The organism is Pseudomonas sp. NPDC096925, from assembly GCF_044762545.1.
Lineage (GTDB): Bacteria > Pseudomonadota > Gammaproteobacteria > Pseudomonadales > Pseudomonadaceae > Aquipseudomonas.
Genome location: NZ_JBIWEM010000001.1, coordinates 356,652 through 373,895 on the forward strand (window position 1 = coordinate 356,652; position 17,244 = coordinate 373,895).

22 protein-coding genes are annotated in these 17,244 nt (G+C 62.8%); 12 read left to right on the top strand and 10 right to left on the bottom strand.

Annotated elements, in window-relative coordinates:
* Positions 1–85 precede the first annotated feature (85 nt).
* The 4 genes from pmbA to ACIQYU_RS01745 all read left to right on the top strand — a co-directional run bounded on the left by pmbA (position 86) and on the right by ACIQYU_RS01745 (position 4,143).
* Positions 86–1,432: a metalloprotease PmbA gene (gene pmbA, locus ACIQYU_RS01730; protein ID WP_039612741.1), complete on the top strand. Its 1,347-nt coding sequence runs from the start codon at positions 86–88 to the stop codon at positions 1,430–1,432.
* A 226-nt stretch (positions 1,433–1,658) separates the two neighbouring features.
* Positions 1,659–2,060 (top strand): hypothetical protein, encoded by a 402-nt coding sequence (locus ACIQYU_RS01735; RefSeq protein WP_063911358.1) that lies wholly within the window; start codon positions 1,659–1,661, stop codon positions 2,058–2,060.
* A complete protein-coding gene (locus tag ACIQYU_RS01740; protein ID WP_207834693.1) occupies positions 2,053–3,429 on the top strand; it encodes a lyase family protein in 1,377 nt (458 codons plus the stop codon). Before ACIQYU_RS01735 ends, ACIQYU_RS01740 begins: the two co-directional genes overlap by 8 nt.
* Positions 3,430–3,504: 75 nt before the next feature.
* Complete coding sequence (locus ACIQYU_RS01745) at positions 3,505–4,143, top strand: superoxide dismutase (protein WP_402797979.1); 639 nt, start codon at positions 3,505–3,507, stop codon at positions 4,141–4,143.
* 337 nt (positions 4,144–4,480) lie between these two features.
* Here ACIQYU_RS01745 and ACIQYU_RS01750 read toward each other — a convergent pair whose 3' ends face one another.
* The 10 genes from ACIQYU_RS01750 to ACIQYU_RS01795 form a co-directional block, all read right to left on the bottom strand.
* Positions 4,481–4,753 carry an HPr family phosphocarrier protein gene (locus tag ACIQYU_RS01750; protein ID WP_013971075.1) on the bottom strand — a complete coding sequence of 91 codons (273 nt, stop codon included), beginning with the start codon at positions 4,751–4,753 and terminating at the stop codon, positions 4,481–4,483.
* Positions 4,754–4,772: 19 nt separating this feature from the next.
* Positions 4,773–5,627, bottom strand: a complete 855-nt coding sequence (rapZ, locus tag ACIQYU_RS01755) for an RNase adapter RapZ (protein WP_207834688.1) — start codon at positions 5,625–5,627, stop codon at positions 4,773–4,775.
* A gap of 2 nt (positions 5,628–5,629) precedes the next feature.
* Positions 5,630–6,094, bottom strand: a complete 465-nt coding sequence (ptsN, locus tag ACIQYU_RS01760; RefSeq protein WP_015269060.1) for a PTS IIA-like nitrogen regulatory protein PtsN — start codon at positions 6,092–6,094, stop codon at positions 5,630–5,632.
* A gap of 12 nt (positions 6,095–6,106) precedes the next feature.
* Positions 6,107–6,415, bottom strand: a complete 309-nt coding sequence (gene hpf, locus ACIQYU_RS01765; RefSeq protein WP_003255135.1) for a ribosome hibernation-promoting factor, HPF/YfiA family — start codon at positions 6,413–6,415, stop codon at positions 6,107–6,109.
* Positions 6,416–6,494: 79 nt separating this feature from the next.
* Positions 6,495–7,988: an RNA polymerase factor sigma-54 gene (locus ACIQYU_RS01770; protein ID WP_063911361.1), complete on the bottom strand. Its 1,494-nt coding sequence runs from the start codon at positions 7,986–7,988 to the stop codon at positions 6,495–6,497.
* A gap of 176 nt (positions 7,989–8,164) precedes the next feature.
* Positions 8,165–8,890, bottom strand: coding sequence for an LPS export ABC transporter ATP-binding protein (gene lptB, locus ACIQYU_RS01775; RefSeq protein WP_003255132.1), 726 nt, complete (start codon positions 8,888–8,890; stop codon positions 8,165–8,167).
* Entirely contained in the window at positions 8,891–9,415 is a 525-nt protein-coding gene (lptA, locus tag ACIQYU_RS01780) for a lipopolysaccharide transport periplasmic protein LptA (RefSeq protein WP_063911362.1), read from the bottom strand.
* Complete coding sequence (lptC, locus tag ACIQYU_RS01785; protein ID WP_207834686.1) at positions 9,402–9,974, bottom strand: LPS export ABC transporter periplasmic protein LptC; 573 nt, start codon at positions 9,972–9,974, stop codon at positions 9,402–9,404. Before lptC ends, lptA begins: the two co-directional genes overlap by 14 nt.
* Before the next feature lie 8 nt (positions 9,975–9,982).
* Positions 9,983–10,507 carry an HAD family hydrolase gene (locus tag ACIQYU_RS01790; protein WP_207834684.1) on the bottom strand — a complete coding sequence of 175 codons (525 nt, stop codon included), beginning with the start codon at positions 10,505–10,507 and terminating at the stop codon, positions 9,983–9,985.
* Positions 10,508–10,519: 12 nt separating this feature from the next.
* On the bottom strand, positions 10,520–11,494 hold the full coding sequence (locus ACIQYU_RS01795; RefSeq protein WP_063911365.1) for an SIS domain-containing protein: 975 nt from the start codon (positions 11,492–11,494) through the stop codon (positions 10,520–10,522).
* A 248-nt stretch (positions 11,495–11,742) separates the two neighbouring features.
* On the opposite strand from ACIQYU_RS01795, the gene ACIQYU_RS01800 reads away from it, so the two are divergent.
* The 8 genes from ACIQYU_RS01800 to hisG all read left to right on the top strand — a co-directional run bounded on the left by ACIQYU_RS01800 (position 11,743) and on the right by hisG (position 17,174).
* Positions 11,743–12,552: an ATP-binding cassette domain-containing protein gene (locus ACIQYU_RS01800; RefSeq protein ID WP_012270662.1), complete on the top strand. Its 810-nt coding sequence runs from the start codon at positions 11,743–11,745 to the stop codon at positions 12,550–12,552.
* On the top strand, positions 12,552–13,349 hold the full coding sequence (mlaE, locus tag ACIQYU_RS01805) for a lipid asymmetry maintenance ABC transporter permease subunit MlaE (protein WP_063911366.1): 798 nt from the start codon (positions 12,552–12,554) through the stop codon (positions 13,347–13,349). The genes ACIQYU_RS01800 and mlaE overlap by 1 nt, the downstream gene beginning before the upstream one ends.
* The gene (gene mlaD, locus ACIQYU_RS01810) at positions 13,349–13,834 is read left to right on the top strand and encodes an outer membrane lipid asymmetry maintenance protein MlaD (protein ID WP_003257921.1); all 486 of its coding nucleotides are present in this window, start codon (positions 13,349–13,351) and stop codon (positions 13,832–13,834) included. Before mlaE ends, mlaD begins: the two co-directional genes overlap by 1 nt.
* Before the next feature lie 9 nt (positions 13,835–13,843).
* A complete protein-coding gene (locus ACIQYU_RS01815; RefSeq protein ID WP_063911367.1) occupies positions 13,844–14,491 on the top strand; it encodes a phospholipid-binding protein MlaC in 648 nt (215 codons plus the stop codon).
* Positions 14,488–14,790 carry a lipid asymmetry maintenance protein MlaB gene (locus tag ACIQYU_RS01820; RefSeq protein ID WP_402797992.1) on the top strand — a complete coding sequence of 101 codons (303 nt, stop codon included), beginning with the start codon at positions 14,488–14,490 and terminating at the stop codon, positions 14,788–14,790. The genes ACIQYU_RS01815 and ACIQYU_RS01820 overlap by 4 nt, the downstream gene beginning before the upstream one ends.
* A gap of 117 nt (positions 14,791–14,907) precedes the next feature.
* Complete coding sequence (locus ACIQYU_RS01825) at positions 14,908–15,147, top strand: BolA family protein (protein ID WP_003255121.1); 240 nt, start codon at positions 14,908–14,910, stop codon at positions 15,145–15,147.
* Positions 15,148–15,170: 23 nt separating this feature from the next.
* On the top strand, positions 15,171–16,436 hold the full coding sequence (gene murA, locus ACIQYU_RS01830; RefSeq protein ID WP_207834682.1) for a UDP-N-acetylglucosamine 1-carboxyvinyltransferase: 1,266 nt from the start codon (positions 15,171–15,173) through the stop codon (positions 16,434–16,436).
* Between the two features lie 102 nt (positions 16,437–16,538).
* Complete coding sequence (hisG, locus tag ACIQYU_RS01835) at positions 16,539–17,174, top strand: ATP phosphoribosyltransferase (RefSeq protein WP_003257924.1); 636 nt, start codon at positions 16,539–16,541, stop codon at positions 17,172–17,174.
* Positions 17,175–17,244: the final 70 nt, after the last annotated feature.

Here is a 17,244-nt window from a genome sequence, read left to right on the forward strand (position 1 = left end):
CGCCATGATAACCAGTCGGGGGCCGCTTGTCCGGCCCGGTCGTAGAATGACCCTTGCCGAACGCAGAATTTGAGTGGAGAGAACCATGAGTGCAGTCCAGAGCGTAGGTCCCAAGGACCTGCCAGCATTGCAGGAGCAGGTCGAGGCGATCATCGCCGAAGCGCGCCGCCAGGGGGCCAGTGCCTGCGAAGTGGCGGTGTCGCTGGAGCAGGGCCTGTCCACCACGGTACGCCAGCGTGAGGTCGAAACGGTCGAGTTCAACCGCGACCAGGGCTTTGGCATCACCCTCTATGTGGGCCAGCGCAAAGGCTCGGCCAGCACCTCGGCCAGTGGCCCGGAAGCGATCCGCGAAACCGTCGCCGCCGCCTTGGCAATTGCCAGGCATACCTCCGAGGACGAGTGTTCCGGCTTGGCCGACGCAGCGCTGATGGCCCGCGAGATTCCGGATCTGGACCTGTACCACGACTGGAACCTGGAGCCGGAGAAGGCCATCGAGATGGCCCTGGCCTGCGAGGCGGCGGCGTTCGACGCCGACCCACGTATCCTCAATGCCGACGGTACCACCCTCAATACCCATCAGGGCTGCCGCGTGTATGGCAACAGCCATGGCTTCATCGGTGGCTACGCCTCGACCCGGCACAGCCTGAGCTGTGTGATGATCGCCGAAGGCGACGGGCAAATGCAGCGTGACTACTGGTACGACGTGAACCGCCAGGGCAACCTGCTGGCCGACCCGCGTAGCATCGGCGTGCGCGCCGCCCAGCGTGCAGCCAGCCGCCTGGGTGCGCGGCCGGTGCCCACCTGCGAGGTGCCGGTGCTGTTCTCGGCCGAGCTGGCCGGTGGCCTGTTCGGCAGCTTCCTGTCGGCCATCTCCGGCGGCAACCTGTACCGCAAATCCTCGTTCCTGGAGGGGACCATTGGCCAGCGCCTGTTCCCCACCTGGCTGACCCTCGACGAGCGTCCGCACATTCCGCGGGCACTGGGCAGTGCCGCATTCGATGGCGATGGCCTGGCTACCTATGCCAAGCCGTTTGTCGACAAGGGCGAACTGGTGTCGTACCTGTTGGGTACCTATTCCGGGCGCAAGCTGGGGTTGCCAAGCACGGCCAACGCCGGTGGCGTGCACAACCTGTTCGTCAGCCACGGTGTCGAAGACCAGGCGGCGCTGATCCGCCGCATGGGTCGCGGGCTGTTGGTGACCGAGCTGATGGGGCATGGCCTGAACATGGTGACGGGGGATTATTCCCGTGGCGCGGCAGGGTTCTGGGTCGAGAATGGCGAGATTCAGCACGCGGTGCAGGAAGTGACCATTGCCGGGAACATGAAAGACATGTTCCAGCAGATTGTCGCGATTGGCAGCGATCTTGAGACCCGCAGCAACATTCACACCGGCTCGGTGCTGATCGAGCGGATGACTGTAGCAGGCAGTTGATCCATAACCTGCACCGGCCTCTTCGCGGGCTTGCCCGCTCCCACAGGTACCGTGGCGTGGTCCTTGTGGGAGCGGGTTTACCCGCGAAGAGGCCGGCGCAGGCACTACAGAATTTTCAATGAAACCGAAGACCCGGCCCCGCGCCGGGTTTTTGTTTCATCACCTTTCTCTTGAAGTGATTCTAGTTATCACTTAATAATGAATATCATTATCCAGTAACTCGGCGATGATGTTCATGAAACCCGTCCTCCGCGAACTGCCCTACCTGGAAAACTGGCGTTGGCTCAGCCGACGCATACGCTGCGCGCTCGAACCCGACGAGCCGCGCCTGATCGAGCATTACCTGGCCGAAGGGCGCTACCTGGTGTGCTGCACCGAGACCTCGCCATGGACGGTGGCGCTGACTTCCTTTCGCCTGCTGCTGGATACCGCCTGCGACCGCATGCTGCCCTGGCATTGGCGCTGCCTGTGCCTGGACCAGGCCTGGCGCCCGCTGCTGGACCTGCGCAACCTCGACCGCGAGGCACAGAACCCGCGTTGGCAGCCCTACGCCCTGCAGTTGGCCAACTGCCGCCTGCTGCCGTCGATTTCTCCCGATGAACTGATGCAAGGATTTGATGATGAGTGATACCCGTATCGAGCGTGACAGCATGGGCGAACTGCAGGTGCCGGCCCAGGCCCTGTACGGTGCCCAGACCCAGCGCGCGGTCGACAACTTCCCGATCAGCGGCCAGCGCATGCCGGCCCAGTTCATTCGTGCGTTGCTGCTGGCCAAGGCTGCCGCGGCCAAGGCCAACGTCGAACTGGAACAGCTGTCGGCTGCGCAGGGACAGGCCATCGTCAAGGCAGTCGAGCAGCTGCTGGCTGAAGATTTCATCCAGCACTTCCCGGTGGATGTGTTCCAGACCGGTTCTGGCACCAGCTCGAACATGAACGCCAACGAGGTGATCGCCACCCTGGCCAGCCGCGTGCTGGGTGACGCCGTCAACGCCAACGACCACGTCAACTGCGGCCAGAGCAGCAACGACATCATCCCGACCACCATCCACGTCAGCGCCGCCCTGGCCCTGCACGAGCAATTACTGCCAGCCTTGGCGCACCTGGTGCAGGTGATCGAGGCCAAGTCGGCACAGGTGCATCAGTACGTGAAGACCGGCCGCACCCACCTGATGGACGCCATGCCCGTGCGCCTGAGCCAGGTGCTGGATGGCTGGGCGGCGCAGATCACAGGCGCCAAGGCACACATCGAAGCGAGCCTGCCGAGCCTGCAGGCGCTGGCCCAGGGGGGCACTGCCGTGGGCACCGGCATCAACGCCCACCCACAGTTCGCTGCCGGCTTCGCCCGCCAGCTCAGCGGCCTGACGCAGGTCGAGTTCACCCCCGGGCAGAACCTGTTCGCCCTGATCGGCTCGCAGGACACCGCCGTGGCGCTGTCGGGCCAGCTCAAGACTACTGCCGTGGCGCTGATGAAGATCGCCAACGACTTGCGCTGGATGAACTCCGGCCCGCTGGCCGGGCTGGGCGAAATCGAGTTGCAAGGCCTGCAGCCGGGCTCTTCGATCATGCCAGGCAAGGTCAACCCGGTGATTCCGGAGGCCACCGCCATGGTCGCCGCCCAAGTGATCGGCAACGATGCCACCATTGCCATCGCCGGCCAGTCCGGCAACTTCGAGCTGAACGTGATGTTACCGGTGATCGCCCGCAACCTGCTGGAGAGCATCGAGCTGATGGCCAACGTCAGCCGTCTGCTGGCCGACAAGGCCATCGCCAGCTTCAAGGTCAACGAAAGCAAGCTCAAGGAAGCCCTGGCGCGCAACCCGATCCTGGTCACCGCGCTGAACCCGATCATCGGCTACCTCAAGGCCGCCGAAATCGCCAAGACCGCCTACAAGCAGGGCCGACCGATCATCGATGTGGCGCTGGAGCACACCGACCTGTCGCGCGACCAGCTGGAAGCGCTGCTTGACCCGGAAAAACTTACCGCCGGTGGTATCTGACCCGGAGTCACGGCCCAAGCGCCTGCGATGGCCGCGCTGGCCATCGCCCAACCCATGCCTACGGAATTTGCTGACATGCCTCATACCTTGCCTGCACTGCCTTATGCCTACGCTGCGCTGGAGCCGCACATCGACGCGCAGACCATGGAAATCCACCACACCAGGCACCACCAGACCTACGTCAATGGCCTCAACGCCGCCATCGAAGGCACCGAGTGGGCTGAGTGGCCGGTGGAAAAACTGGTCGGTGCGGTCAGGCAACTGCCGGAAAACCTGCGTGGTGCGGTGACCAATCATGGCGGCGGGCACGCCAACCACAGCCTGTTCTGGACCGTGATGTCGCCGCAGGGTGGGGGTGAGCCGCAGGGCTCGCTGGCGCAAGCCATCAGTGCGCAGCTGGGCGGTTTCGACGCCTTCAAGGAGGCCTTCACCAAGGCTGCGCTGACCCGCTTCGGCAGTGGCTGGGCCTGGCTCAGCGTGACCCCGCAGAAAACCCTGGCAGTGGAAAGCAGCGGCAACCAGGACAGCCCGCTGATGCACGGCAATACGCCTATCCTCGGCCTGGACGTGTGGGAGCATGCCTACTACCTGAAGTACCAGAACCGTCGTCCGGAATACATCGGTGCCTTCTACAACGTCATTGCCTGGGCGGAAGTGGAGCGCCGCTACCTCGAAGCCCTGAAGTGCGTCGCACCGTTATGCGCTCCGGGATGATGGCTGTCAGCCGTGTGCGCTTGTTTCGCCTGTTTCGCCTGACGCTTGGGACTTTGCTGTTGCTGGCAGGCACTGCGCTGCTATTGGCGCGCGGTTTCGCCTGGTTGGACTTGGTCTGGCCGGCTTGGGGCTGTGTATTGGCTTGCGCCTGATGATGGGGGGCACCGGCTTCGCTTTGGGAGCGGCTTCAGCCGCGAACACCGGCGCAGCCGGTGCCATCACCGCGTTGGATTCTTCGCGGCTAAAGCCGCTCCCACAGGGTACGCGGACCGCTTGCGCAGCCCAAAGGACTGGGCAATCTAGCTGTTCCCACAAGGACCGTGCGGGCCAGCGAAATTCATTCGCCTTCGTCGAAATAATTGTTGATCAGCTCGACCAGCGCTGCCATGGCATCGTCGTCCTGCTCACCTTCGGTATGCAGGTGCACCTGGGTGCCTTTGCCGGCCGCCAGCATCATCACCGCCATGATGCTCTTGCCATCCACCAGCTTGTCCGGCGCACGGCCAACCCTGACCTGGCAGGGGAAGCGGCCGGCAACGCCGACGAACTTGGCTGCCGCCCGGGCATGCAGACCCAGCTTGTTGATGATGGTTATTTCACGGGCGGGCATCGTGGGGTGGATCCTTGGGCTAGAGGTCGCGGTGGCGGACCTGGACGTTTTTCAGGGATTGCTGCAGCAACTGGCCAAGGCGTTCGGTGATATACACCGAGCGGTGGTGGCCGCCGGTGCAGCCAATGGCAATGGTAACGTAGGCACGGTTGCTGGCGGCGAAACGGGGCAGCCATTTGAGCAGGTAGCTGGAAATGTCGTTGAACATCTCTTCGACATCCGGCTGTGCGGCCAGGTAGTCGATCACCGGTTGGTCGAGGCCGGAGTGCTCACGCAACTCGGGCTTCCAGTAGGGGTTGGGCAGGCAGCGCACATCGAACACCAGGTCGGCATCGACCGGCATTCCGCGCTTGAAACCGAACGACTCGACCAGGAACGCGGTGCCAGGCTCGGGCTGGTTGAGCAGGCGCAGCTTGATCGAATCGCGCAGCTGGTAAAGGTTCAGGTTGGTGGTATCGATCTTCAGGTCGGCCAGGTCCGCAATCGGCCCCAGCAATTCGCTTTCCACACGAATCGCTTCCGCGAGCGAGCGGTTGGCGTTTGTCAGCGGGTGGCGTCGGCGGGTTTCCGAGAAGCGCTTGAGCAGCATGTCTTCGTCGGCATCCAGGTACAGCACGTCGCACTGGATGTGCCGGGCGCGGGCTTCTTCGAGCAGTTCGGGGAAGCGTGTCAGGTGGCTGGGCAGGTTGCGCGCGTCGATCGACACGGCGACCTTGGGTTGCTGCAATTCGGTGTTGATCAGCGCATTTTCCGCCAGCTGCGGCAGCAGCCCGGCGGGCAGGTTGTCAATGCAGTAGAAACCGTTGTCTTCCAGGACATCGAGGGCGGTGCTCTTGCCGGAGCCGGACCGGCCGCTGACGATGATCAGGCGCATGTTCAGTGCTCGTTCTGTACGTCCAGGACAACCTGGAACAGGGCCTCGCTGCTGGTGGCCGCACGCAGGCGATCACGGACCTCCTTGCGATCGAGCATGCTGGCAATCTGGCGCAGCAGTTCCAGATGGGCATCGGTGGCGGCTTCCGGCACCAGCAGGACGAACAGCAGGTCCACCGGCGCGCCATCGATGGCGTCGTAGTCGATAGGGGCTTCCAGGTGCAGCAGGGCACTGACCGGAGCGGAACATCCTTCCAGCCGGCAGTGCGGGATGGCGATGCCATTGCCGAAACCGGTCGAACCGAGTTTTTCCCGGGCGACCAGTTTTTCGAAGACATCCTGCATCTCCAGTTCTGGCACTTGTTCGGCGATGACGGTGGCGACCTTTTCCAGGGCGCGCTTCTTGCTGCCGCCCGGCACGTTCACGAGGGAACGGCCGGGGGTCAGGATGGTTTCAAGTCGGATCATGGATGAGGGGGATCAGCGGGCAGCTGCACCTTGCAGCAGGCTTTGCTGTTTTTCCTTGTGTTTTTTCAGTTGGCGGTCGAGCTTGTCGGCCAAGGCATCGATCGCTGCATACATGTCTTCGTGTTCGGCGTTGGCAACCACTTCGCCGCCGGGAATCTGCAAGGTCGCCTCGACCTTCTGCTGCAGCTTCTCGACTTTCATGATGACCTGCACGTTGGTGATCTTGTCGAAGTGACTTTCCACGCGAGCGAGCTTTTCAAGCACATAATCGCGCAGTGGCTGGGTGACTTCTACATGCTGTCCACTGATATTGACTTGCATACAGCTTCTCCTTTGTTGCCCGTGCATAAAGAGGCAGGTCTTGCACCTGCCCCACAAACGCTGTGGTACATCTCAGGGGCTACATCAGTCGCTTGCGCTCGCTCGACGGTGCGATGCCGAGGGACTCGCGGTACTTGGCGACGGTGCGACGGGCTACCTGGATGCCTTGTGCCTCCAGTAAACCAGCGATCTTGCTGTCACTCAATGGCTTTTTCTGATTTTCCGCCGCAACCAGTTTCTTGATGATCGCGCGGATCGCCGTGGACGAGCATTCTCCGCCTTCGGAGGTGCTGACGTGGCTGGAGAAAAAGTATTTCAGTTCGTAGATGCCACGCGGTGTATGCATGTATTTCTGCGTGGTAACCCGCGAAATGGTCGACTCGTGCATGCCCACCGCTTCGGCGATGTCATGCAGCACCAACGGCTTCATCGCTTCGTCACCGTGGTCAAGGAAGCCGCGCTGGTGCTCGACGATCTGCGTGGCCACTTTCATCAGGGTTTCGTTGCGGCTTTGCAGGCTCTTGATGAACCAGCGCGCTTCCTGCAGCTGGTTGCGCATGAAGGTGTTGTCGGCGCTGGTGTCGGCCCGGCGCACGAACCCGGCGTACTGCGGGTTGACGCGCAGGCGCGGGATGGCCTCCTGGTTCAGTTCCACCAGCCAGCGGTCGCTATCCTTGCGCACGATGACGTCGGGCACCACGTACTCAGGCTCGCTGGACTCGATCTGCGAGCCAGGGCGCGGGTTGAGGCTTTGTACCAGCTCGATGACCTGGCGCAGCTCGTCTTCCTTGATTTTCATGCGACGCATCAGCTGGCTGTAGTCACGGCTGCCGAGCAGGTCGATGAAATCTGTGACCAGGCGCTTGGCTTCGGTCATCCACGGGGTGTTGGCGGGCAGCTGGCGCAGTTGCAGCAACAGGCATTCGCCCAGGCTGCGGGCGGCAATGCCGGCGGGCTCGAACTGCTGGATGCGGTGCAGCACCGCTTCGACCTCGTCCAGCTCGATATCCAGCTCCGGGTCGAAACCGGCGCAGATTTCCTCGAGAGTGTCTTCCAGGTAGCCCTGGCCGTTGATGCTGTCGATCAGGGTGACGGCGATCAGGCGGTCGGTGTCGGACATCGGTGCCAGGTTCAGCTGCCACAGCAGGTGGCTTTGCAGGCTTTCGCCGGCCGATGTGCGGGTGGTGAAGTCCCACTCGTCGTCATCGTTGCTTGGCAGGCTGCTGGCACTGGTCTGGTAGATGTCTTCCCAGGCCGTGTCGACTGGCAGTTCGTTGGGGATGCGCTCGCTCCACTCACCGTCTTCCAGGGTGTCGGCACTGGTGGTGCTTTCCTGGAAGCTGTTGTCCTGGACTTCGGCGGCCGGCTTGTTCTCGGCGTTGTCCGCCATCGGGTCGCTGTTGTCGAAGTCGTCGCCGTCTTCCTGACGTTCGAGCATCGGGTTCGACTCCAGCGCTTCCTGGATTTCCTGTTGGAGGTCCAGGGTGGAGAGCTGGAGCAGGCGGATGGCCTGTTGCAACTGCGGTGTCATCGTCAGTTGCTGGCCCATTTTTAGGACGAGCGATGGTTTCATGGCTGGGGCTTAATACCTTGTTCGCCGGCGCGCATGCGCCATCCACTACACGAGGGCGCCGGGGCGCCAGATCAAGCAAGTTTTATGCCTTAAATTGTAGCGTTTGCCTAGAGCACTGTAACAACTTTACCCGCTGTTTCAGGGCGATTTGCCAGTACTCCAGGCGCGTGCCGGGCTCAGAGCCGGAACTCGTGGCCCAGGTAAACCTCTTTGACCAGGTCGTTGGCCAGGATGGTTTCGGCGTCGCCTTCGGCGATCAACCGGCCATCATTGACGATATAGGCGGTTTCGCAGATATCCAGGGTCTCACGCACGTTGTGGTCGGTGATCAGTACACCGATGCCCTTGGCCTTGAGGTGGTGGATGATCTGCTTGATGTCGCCGACCGAGATCGGGTCGACACCGGCGAAGGGTTCGTCCAGCAGGATGAACTTGGGCGCGGTCGCCAGCGCGCGGGCAATTTCCACGCGGCGGCGCTCACCGCCGGACAGGCTCATGCCGAGGTTGTCGCGGATGTGGCTGATGTGGAACTCCTGCAGCAGGCTTTCCAGCTCTTTGCGCCGGCCGTCGCGGTCGAGGTCCTTGCGGGTCTCGAGGATGGCCATGATGTTGTCGGCCACCGACAGCTTGCGGAAGATCGAGGCTTCCTGCGGCAGGTAGCCGATGCCGGCGCGGGCGCGCCCGTGCATGGGCTGGTGGCTGACATCGAGGTTGTCGATCAGCACGCGCCCCTGCTCGGCCTGGACCAGGCCGACGATCATGTAGAAGCAAGTGGTCTTGCCGGCGCCGTTGGGGCCGAGCAGGCCGACGATCTGGCCGCTGTCGATCGACAGGCTGACATCACGTACGACTTGCCGCCCCTTGTAGCTCTTGGCCAGGTGCTGGGCTTTGAGGGTTGCCATTTACTCGGCCTTCTTCTTGGGCTGGATCACCATGTCGATACGCTGACGCGGCGAAGTCACGTTGCCACCACGACCGGCGGTCGCCACCTGGGTCTGGGTGTTGTAGACGATCTTCTCGCCTTCGGTGGTGTTGCCCTCGTTCTCGACCTTGGCGCGGTCGGTGAGGATCACCAGGTCCTTCTGCGACTGGTACTGGATGGTCACGCCCCAGCCTTTCATCTTGTCCGGCTTGGCCGCGCTCTGCTGCTGCTCGAAGTAGGCCAGGTTGCCCACCGAGGTCACCACGTCGATATCGCCGGAGGCGGAGCGGGTGATGGTCACGGTGTTGCCTTTGATCATCATCGAACCCTGGGTGATGATCACGTCGCCGGTGTAGGTGGCCACGCCCTGCTTGTCGTCCAGGTGGGCGTTGTCGGCCTGGATGCGGATAGGCTGGTCACGGTCATTCGGCAGGGCGAGGGCGCTCGCGCTTCCCAGTGCTGCGCTCAGGCTGAGCAAAAGGGGGAGGGTTTTAACGAGCCTCATACTGTCCTCTTACGTTAGAGAGCAAGTCCATCTTGCCTTCTTTCAAATACGCTTTCATTCCTTTGCCCGTAGTTGTGCCACCGGCGCCGTCGATTCTAACGGCTTGCTCGGTCTGCGCATATTGCTTCTGCGGGAACACGGTCATGCGTGAGCTGGTAATGATGGTTTCACGCTGCTTTTCGTCGGTGCGGGCAACCCGGACCTTGTCGATCAGTTCGACCTCGCTGCCGTCCGGGTTGACCTCGGCGCGGGTGCTCTGCACGTGCCACGGGTATTCGGTACCGCGGTACAGGTGCAGGTCCGGCGTGGTCAGCAGGGTGATTTCGCTGGCCTTGAGGTGTTCGACCTTGTCGGCGGTCATTTCGTACTGCAGCTTGCCGTCGGGCAGGAACTGCACGCTGTGGGCGTTGACCGCGTAGTAGTCGATGGCGCTTGCGTCGACCTGGGCCACCGGTTTGTCGAGGAAGCTTTCCGGGCTGACATTCCAGTAGCCGATCGCCACCAGCAGGGCGGCGATCACCGCGAGCAGCGCAATGTTGCGGGCTTTCTTGCTGAACATGGGCAGCCTTACAGGTAGTTGGCGTTGGCAGCGTCCAGGGTGCCCTGGGCCTGCATGATCAGTTCGCAGAATTCACGGGCCGCGCCTTCGCCGCCACGTGCCTGGGTCACGCCATGGGCGTGCTGGCGAACGAACGGCGCGGCGTTGGCCACCGCCATGCCCAGGGCGACCCGGCGAATCACCGGCAGGTCGGGCAGGTCGTCGCCCAGGTAGGCCACTTCAGCATAGCTCAGGCCCAGTTCGGCGAGCAGGCCGTCCAGCACCACCAGTTTGTCCTCGCGGCCCTGGTACAGGTGCGGGATGCCGAGGTTCTTCGCCCGGCGCTCGACCACCGGGGTCTTGCGCCCGCTGATGATCGCCGTGGTCACGCCCGAGGCCATGAGCATCTTGATGCCCTGGCCGTCGAGGGTGTTGAAGGTCTTGAACTCGCTGCCGTCCTCGAGGAAGTACAGGCGCCCGTCGGTGAGCACGCCGTCCACGTCGAACACTGCCAGCTTGACGTGCTTGCCGCGTTGCATGAGGTCCTGGTTCATTCCATCGCTCCTTTACATTACGCCGGCGCGCAGCAGGTCGTGCATGTTCAGGGCACCGGTCGGGCGGTCCTCGCGGTCCACCACCACCAGGGCGCCGATCTTGTGGTCCTCCATGATCTTCAGGGCCTCGGCCGCGAGCATTTCGGCGCGGGCCGTCTTGCCGTGCACGGTCATGACCTGGTCGATCAGGGTGGTATGGACGTCGATGTTGCGGTCCAGGCTGCGGCGCAGGTCGCCGTCGGTGAAGATCCCGGCCAGCTTGCCGTCGGCTTCGACGATCACGGTCATGCCCAGGCCTTTGCGGGACATTTCAAGGAGTGCGTCCTTGAGCAGGGTGCCACGGGGCACCTTGGGCAGTTCGTCGCCGGCGTGCATCACGTTCTCCACCTTGAGCAGCAGGCGGCGGCCCAGCGCACCACCCGGGTGCGAGAAGGCAAAGTCCTCGGCGGTGAAGCCGCGGGCTTCGAGCAGGGCAATGGCGAGCGCGTCGCCCAGCACCAGCGATGCGGTGGTGGAGGAGGTGGGGGCCAGGTTCAGCGGGCAGGCCTCCTGCTCGACGCGGGCGTCGAGGTTGACCTCGGCCGCCTGGGCCAGGGGCGAGTCCGGGTTGCCGGTCAGGCTGATCAGCTTGATGCCCAGGCGCTTGATCAGCGGCAGCAGGGTGACGATTTCGGCGGTGCTGCCGGAGTTCGACAGGGCAAGGATGACATCATCGCGGGTGATCATGCCCATGTCGCCATGGCTGGCTTCGGCCGGGTGCACGAAAAACGCCGGTGTGCCGGTGCTGGCCAGGGTGGCGGCGATCTTGTTGCCGATGTGTCCGGACTTGCCCATGCCGACCACGACGACCCGGCCCTTGCTGGCCAGGATCAGTTCGCAGGCCTTGACGAAATTGTCGTCGATGCGCGCCAGCAGGGCCTCTACGGCCTCGAGTTCCAGGCGCAGGGTGCGTTGGGCGGATTGGATCAGCTCGCTGGATTGGCTCATGTCGAAAAAGCAATGCCTGATGAAAAGGCGGCGATTATAGCTGCAATGAAAGAAACCCTCACGCTTTCGATTGCCGTGGCGAATGTCTCGTCAGCCTGTCGCAGGGCTGAACGACTCGTTAGCCGACCTTGGGGCGGCGCTGCCAGCGGTGCTATAGTTCGCCGCTATTCGGCCTGCCAGGGGCGCTTGTGCCTTCCAGATGGAGGCCGACGTCCATAAGGACGAGGCTGCACCAGCAAGGAGTCTAGATGAGTGTGGATAGCGCCTACGCGGTCGAGTTGAAGGGGGTTACCTTCAAACGCGGTTCGCGCAGCATTTTCAGCAACGTCGACATTCGCATCCCGCGCGGCAAGGTCACCGGTATCATGGGGCCATCGGGTTGCGGCAAGACCACGTTGCTCCGCCTGATGGGCGCGCAGTTGCGCCCTTCCAGCGGTGAGGTCTGGGTTGCCGGGCAGAACCTGCCGACGTTGTCGCGCAGCGACCTGTTCGACGCCCGCAAGCAAATGGGGGTGCTGTTCCAGAGCGGCGCGCTGTTCACCGATCTCGATGTGTTCGAGAACGTTGCGTTCCCGCTGCGCGTGCACACCCAGCTGTCGGACGAAATGATCCGCGATATCGTGCTGATGAAACTGCAGGCCGTGGGGCTGCGCGGTGCCATCGACCTGATGCCCGACGAACTGTCCGGTGGCATGAAACGCCGGGTGGCACTGGCCCGGGCGATTGCCCTGGACCCGCAGATCCTCATGTACGACGAACCGTTCGTCGGCCAGGACCCGATCGCCATGGGTGTATTGGTGCGCCTGATCCGCCTGCTCAATGATGCCCTGGGTATCACCAGCATCGTCGTTTCCCACGACCTGGCGGAAACCGCCAGCATCGCCGACTACATCTATGTGGTAGGTGACGGCCAGGTGCTGGGCCAGGGGACGCCTGACGAGCTGATGGGCTCGGACAACCCGCGCATTCGCCAGTTCATGAAGGGCGACCCGGACGGCCCGGTACCTTTCCACTTCCCTGCGCCTGACTACCGCGCCGACTTGCTGGGGGCGCGTTGATGCGCAGAAAATCCTTACTCGAACGTGTCCGCCTGCTGGGCCGCTCGGCAATCGACGTGCTGGCGGTGCTGGGGCGTTCCTGCCTGTTCCTGTTCCATGCGCTGATTGGCCGTGGCGGTATCGGCGGCGGCTTCCAGCTGCTGATCAGGCAGCTGTACTCGGTGGGCGTGCTGTCGCTGGCGATCATCGTCGTGTCCGGCGTGTTCATCGGCATGGTGCTGGCGCTGCAGGGCTTCAGCATCCTGACCAAGTACGGCTCGGAGCAGGCGGTGGGGCAGATGGTCGCCCTGACCCTGTTGCGAGAGCTCGGCCCGGTGGTGACGGCGCTGCTGTTTGCCGGCCGTGCCGGTTCGGCGCTGACCGCCGAAATCGGCAACATGAAGTCGACCGAGCAGTTGTCGAGCCTGGAAATGATCGGCGTCGACCCGCTCAAGTACATCGTCGCGCCACGCCTGTGGGCCGGCTTCATCTCGCTGCCGTTGCTGGCGCTGATTTTCAGCGTGGTCGGCATCTGGGGTGGCTCGTGGGTGGCGGTGGACTGGCTGGGCGTCTACGAGGGCTCGTTCTGGGCCAACATGCAGAACAGTGTTTCGTTTACCGACGACGTGCTCAACGGGCTGATCAAGAGCCTGGTATTCGCCTTTGTCACGACCTGGATCGCCGTATTCCAGGGGTACGACTGTGAGCCCACCTCAGAAGGGATCAGCCGTGCCACCACCAAGACCGTGGTTTATGCCTCGTTGGCAGTGCTGGGTCTGGACTTTATTCTGACCGCCTTGATGTTTGGAGATTTCTGATGCAAAACCGCACCCTGGAAATCGGTGTCGGCCTGTTCCTCCTGGCCGGGATCCTGGCGCTGCTGCTGCTGGCACTGCGTGTCAGCGGGCTGTCGGCCAGCCCGAGCAGCGATACCTATAAAGTTTATGCCTACTTCGACAATATCGCCGGTTTGACGGTCAGAGCTAAAGTGACCATGGCCGGTGTGACCATCGGCAAGGTTACCGCCATCGATCTGGACCGTGATTCCTACACCGGTCGGGTGACGCTGCAGCTGGACAAGTCGGTGGACAACCTGCCGACCGACTCCACTGCCTCGATCCTGACCGCCGGGTTGCTTGGCGAGAAGTACATCGGCATCAGCGTGGGCGGTGAAGACCAGGTGCTCAAGGATGGCGGGACCATCCACGACACCCAGTCGGCGCTGGTGCTGGAAGATCTGATTGGCAAGTTCCTGCTCAACTCCGTTGGCAAGGAACCTAAAGAAGCGCAACCGGCTAATTAAGGAGTTTCCATGATTTCCATCCTGCGACGTGGCCTGCTGGTCCTGCTGGCAGCCTTCCCCCTGCTGACCATGGCTGCGCAGACCCCACACGATGTGATCCAGGGCACAACCACTGAGCTGCTGGGTGACCTGAAGGCCAACAAGGAACAGTACAAGTCCAACCCCAATGCCTTCTACGATGCGCTGAACCGCATCCTCGGCCCCGTGGTGGATGCCGACGGTATTTCCAAAAGCATCATGACCGTCAAGTACTCGCGCAAGGCCACCCCTGAGCAGATGCAGCGCTTCCAGGAAAACTTCAAGCGCAGCCTGATGCAGTTCTATGGCAATGCCCTGCTCGAGTACAACAACCAGGGCATCGCAGTCGACCCGGCCAAGGCTGATGACGGCAAGCGTGCCAGCGTCGGCATGAAGGTCACTGGCAACAACGGTGCCGTGTATCCGGTGCAGTACACCATGGAAAACATCGGCGGCGAGTGGAAGGTGCGTAACGTGATCGTCAACGGCATCAACATCGGCAAGCTGTTCCGCGACCAGTTCGCCGACGCGATGCAGCGCAATGGCAACGATCTGGACAAGACCATCGACGGCTGGGCCGGCGAAGTGGCCAAGGCCAAGCAGGCCGCCGACAACTCGCCAGAGAAGACCGTCAAATGAGTGAGGCCGGTGTAAGCATGGCCGAGCCGGGCGTGTTGCGCCTGGCCGGTGTGCTGGACTACCGCAGCGGGCCGGCCCTGCGCAAGCAGGGCAAGGCACTGATCGCGGCCTGCCGCGAGGGGCAGCTGGTACTCGATTGCTCGGCGGTGCAGCGCTCCACCAGTGTCGGCCTGTCGTTGCTGCTGGCCTTCATGCGCGATGCCCAGGCCGCCGGCAAGGGCTGCCAGGTACGCAGCATGCCCGACGACATGCGGGAAATTGCCGAGGTCTATGACCTCGATGAAGTGCTGGCAACCTGATGGCTCGACACCTGTGATGGCCCCTCGGTCAGCGAAGCCCTCGTTGGGCTTCGCAGGCGAGGGGCTTTTTTGTATGATGGCCGACCCGTGCGCATCGGGCGCCGATTGAGGTTGAGCATGCAGGCCGTAGAAGTTAAAAGCTTCCTTGAAGAGAAATTGCCGGGTTCCCGGGTCGAAGTTGAAGGCGAAGGCTGCAACTTCCAGTTGAACGTGATCAGCGACGAGTTGGCTGGCCTGAGCCCGGTCAAACGCCAGCAGGCGATCTATGCTCACCTGAATCCGTGGATCGCCAATGGCAGCATCCATGCGGTAACCATGAAATTTTTCAGCAGCGCAGCCTGGGCTGAGCGCACCTGAGCCAACGTGGCGGCGAGATTCCAATGGACAAACTGATTATTACTGGCGGCGCTTGCCTTGATGGCGAGATCCGTATTTCGGGCGCGAAGAACGCAGCCCTGCCGATTCTGGCGGCGACCCTGCTGGCTGACGGCCCGGTCACCGTGGGCAACCTGCCGCACCTGCACGACATCACCACCATGATCGAGCTGTTCGGCCGCATGGGCATCGAGCCGGTGATCGACGAAAAGCTGGCGGTGGAGATCGACCCACGCACCATCAAGACCCTGGTCGCGCCTTACGAGCTGGTCAAGACCATGCGCGCCTCGATCCTGGTGCTGGGGCCGATGGTCGCCCGTTTCGGTGAGGCCGAAGTGGCGCTGCCTGGCGGTTGCGCCATTGGCTCGCGCCCGGTCGACCTGCACATCCGTGGCCTCGAGGCCATGGGCGCGAAGATCGAAGTCGAAGGCGGCTACATCAAGGCCAAGGCACCTGAGGGTGGCCTGCGCGGTGCGCACTTCTTCTTCGACACCGTCAGCGTGACCGGTACCGAGAACATCATGATGGCCGCTGCCCTGGCCAACGGCCGCAGCGTGCTGCAGAACGCCGCGCGCGAGCCGGAAGTGGTCGACCTGGCCAACTTCATCAACGCCATGGGCGGCAAGGTCCAGGGCGCTGGTACCGACACTATCACCATCGATGGCGTCGAGCGCCTGCACTCGGCCAGCTACCGCGTGATGCCGGACCGTATCGAGACCGGTACCTACCTGGTTGCCGCTGCCGTGACCGGTGGCCGCGTCAAGGTCAAGGACACCGACCCGACCATCCTTGAAGCCGTACTGGAAAAACTCAAGGAAGCCGGCGCCGACATCAACACCGGCGAGGACTGGATCGAGCTGGACATGCACGGCAAGCGGCCGAAAGCCGTCAACCTGCGTACTGCCCCGTACCCGGCGTTCCCGACCGACATGCAGGCGCAGTTCATCTCGCTCAACGCCATTGCCGAAGGTACTGGCGCGGTGATCGAGACGATCTTCGAAAACCGCTTCATGCACGTCTACGAAATGCACCGCATGGGCGCGCAGATCCAGGTCGAAGGCAACACTGCCATCGTCACTGGCGTCAAGGCGCTGAAGGGGGCCCCGGTAATGGCCACCGACCTGCGTGCTTCCGCCAGCCTGGTGCTGTCGGCGCTGGTAGCCGAAGGCGATACCCTGATCGATCGCATCTACCACATCGACCGTGGTTACGAGTGCATCGAGGAAAAACTGCAGATGCTGGGCGCGAAGATTCGTCGCGTACCGGGCTAGTCGTCTGCTGCGGGAGTGGGCTTGCCCGCTCCCGCATAACGAATTGAATGCGGTCGGGCTCGACGCCCGGCCGGCAGTAGCCGCTTAAGGACCGACGTTCCAATGTTGACCATCGCGCTTTCCAAAGGCCGTATTCTCGACGATACCCTGCCGTTGCTGGCCGAGGCCGGTATCGTGCCGACCGAGAACCCGGACAAGAGCCGCAAACTGATCATCCCCACCACGCAGGACGATGTGCGCCTGCTGATCGTGCGTGCTACCGACGTGCCGACCTATGTCGAGCATGGTGCCGCCGACCTGGGTGTGGCCGGCAAGGATGTGCTGATGGAGTACGGCGGCCAGGGCCTGTACGAGCCCCTGGACCTGCAGATTGCCCGTTGCAAGCTGATGACCGCTGGCGTGGTCGGCGCACCCGAGCCCAAGGGCCGTCTGCGCGTGGCAACCAAGTTCGTCAACGTAGCCAAGCGCTACTACGCCGAACAGGGCCGCCAGGTCGACATCATCAAGCTGTACGGCTCGATGGAACTGGCACCGCTGATCAACCTCGCCGACAAGATCATCGACGTGGTCGACACCGGCAATACCCTGCGTGCCAACGGCCTGGAGCCCCAGGAACTGATCGCCACGATCAGCTCGCGCCTGGTGGTCAACAAGGCCTCCATGAAAATGCAGCACGCCCGTATCCAGAGCCTGATCGACACGCTGCGCGGTGCGGTCGAATCGCGACACCGCGGCTGACTCTCTACCGACTGTGCGCGGCCTTTGCTGTCGCGCCCGTCTATCCGCGTCATAGCCATTTTTCTCGGGT

What these genes read in the sequence shown, in the direction of transcription:
- pmbA (WP_039612741.1), top strand. Translation starts at nt 86, where the DNA reads ATGAGTGCAGTCCAGAGCGTAGGTCCCAAGGACCTGCCAGCATTGCAG.
- ACIQYU_RS01735 (WP_063911358.1), top strand. Translation starts at nt 1,659, where the DNA reads ATGATGTTCATGAAACCCGTCCTCCGCGAACTGCCCTACCTGGAAAAC.
- ACIQYU_RS01740 (WP_207834693.1), top strand. Translation starts at nt 2,053, where the DNA reads ATGAGTGATACCCGTATCGAGCGTGACAGCATGGGCGAACTGCAGGTG.
- ACIQYU_RS01745 (WP_402797979.1), top strand. Translation starts at nt 3,505, where the DNA reads ATGCCTCATACCTTGCCTGCACTGCCTTATGCCTACGCTGCGCTGGAG.
- ACIQYU_RS01750 (WP_013971075.1), bottom strand. Translation starts at nt 4,753, where the DNA reads ATGCCCGCCCGTGAAATAACCATCATCAACAAGCTGGGTCTGCATGCC.
- rapZ (WP_207834688.1), bottom strand. Translation starts at nt 5,627, where the DNA reads ATGCGCCTGATCATCGTCAGCGGCCGGTCCGGCTCCGGCAAGAGCACC.
- ptsN (WP_015269060.1), bottom strand. Translation starts at nt 6,094, where the DNA reads ATGATCCGACTTGAAACCATCCTGACCCCCGGCCGTTCCCTCGTGAAC.
- hpf (WP_003255135.1), bottom strand. Translation starts at nt 6,415, where the DNA reads ATGCAAGTCAATATCAGTGGACAGCATGTAGAAGTCACCCAGCCACTG.
- ACIQYU_RS01770 (WP_063911361.1), bottom strand. Translation starts at nt 7,988, where the DNA reads ATGAAACCATCGCTCGTCCTAAAAATGGGCCAGCAACTGACGATGACA.
- lptB (WP_003255132.1), bottom strand. Translation starts at nt 8,890, where the DNA reads ATGGCAACCCTCAAAGCCCAGCACCTGGCCAAGAGCTACAAGGGGCGG.
- lptA (WP_063911362.1), bottom strand. Translation starts at nt 9,415, where the DNA reads ATGAGGCTCGTTAAAACCCTCCCCCTTTTGCTCAGCCTGAGCGCAGCA.
- lptC (WP_207834686.1), bottom strand. Translation starts at nt 9,974, where the DNA reads ATGTTCAGCAAGAAAGCCCGCAACATTGCGCTGCTCGCGGTGATCGCC.
- ACIQYU_RS01790 (WP_207834684.1), bottom strand. Translation starts at nt 10,507, where the DNA reads ATGAACCAGGACCTCATGCAACGCGGCAAGCACGTCAAGCTGGCAGTG.
- ACIQYU_RS01795 (WP_063911365.1), bottom strand. Translation starts at nt 11,494, where the DNA reads ATGAGCCAATCCAGCGAGCTGATCCAATCCGCCCAACGCACCCTGCGC.
- ACIQYU_RS01800 (WP_012270662.1), top strand. Translation starts at nt 11,743, where the DNA reads ATGAGTGTGGATAGCGCCTACGCGGTCGAGTTGAAGGGGGTTACCTTC.
- mlaE (WP_063911366.1), top strand. Translation starts at nt 12,552, where the DNA reads ATGCGCAGAAAATCCTTACTCGAACGTGTCCGCCTGCTGGGCCGCTCG.
- mlaD (WP_003257921.1), top strand. Translation starts at nt 13,349, where the DNA reads ATGCAAAACCGCACCCTGGAAATCGGTGTCGGCCTGTTCCTCCTGGCC.
- ACIQYU_RS01815 (WP_063911367.1), top strand. Translation starts at nt 13,844, where the DNA reads ATGATTTCCATCCTGCGACGTGGCCTGCTGGTCCTGCTGGCAGCCTTC.
- ACIQYU_RS01820 (WP_402797992.1), top strand. Translation starts at nt 14,488, where the DNA reads ATGAGTGAGGCCGGTGTAAGCATGGCCGAGCCGGGCGTGTTGCGCCTG.
- ACIQYU_RS01825 (WP_003255121.1), top strand. Translation starts at nt 14,908, where the DNA reads ATGCAGGCCGTAGAAGTTAAAAGCTTCCTTGAAGAGAAATTGCCGGGT.
- murA (WP_207834682.1), top strand. Translation starts at nt 15,171, where the DNA reads ATGGACAAACTGATTATTACTGGCGGCGCTTGCCTTGATGGCGAGATC.
- hisG (WP_003257924.1), top strand. Translation starts at nt 16,539, where the DNA reads ATGTTGACCATCGCGCTTTCCAAAGGCCGTATTCTCGACGATACCCTG.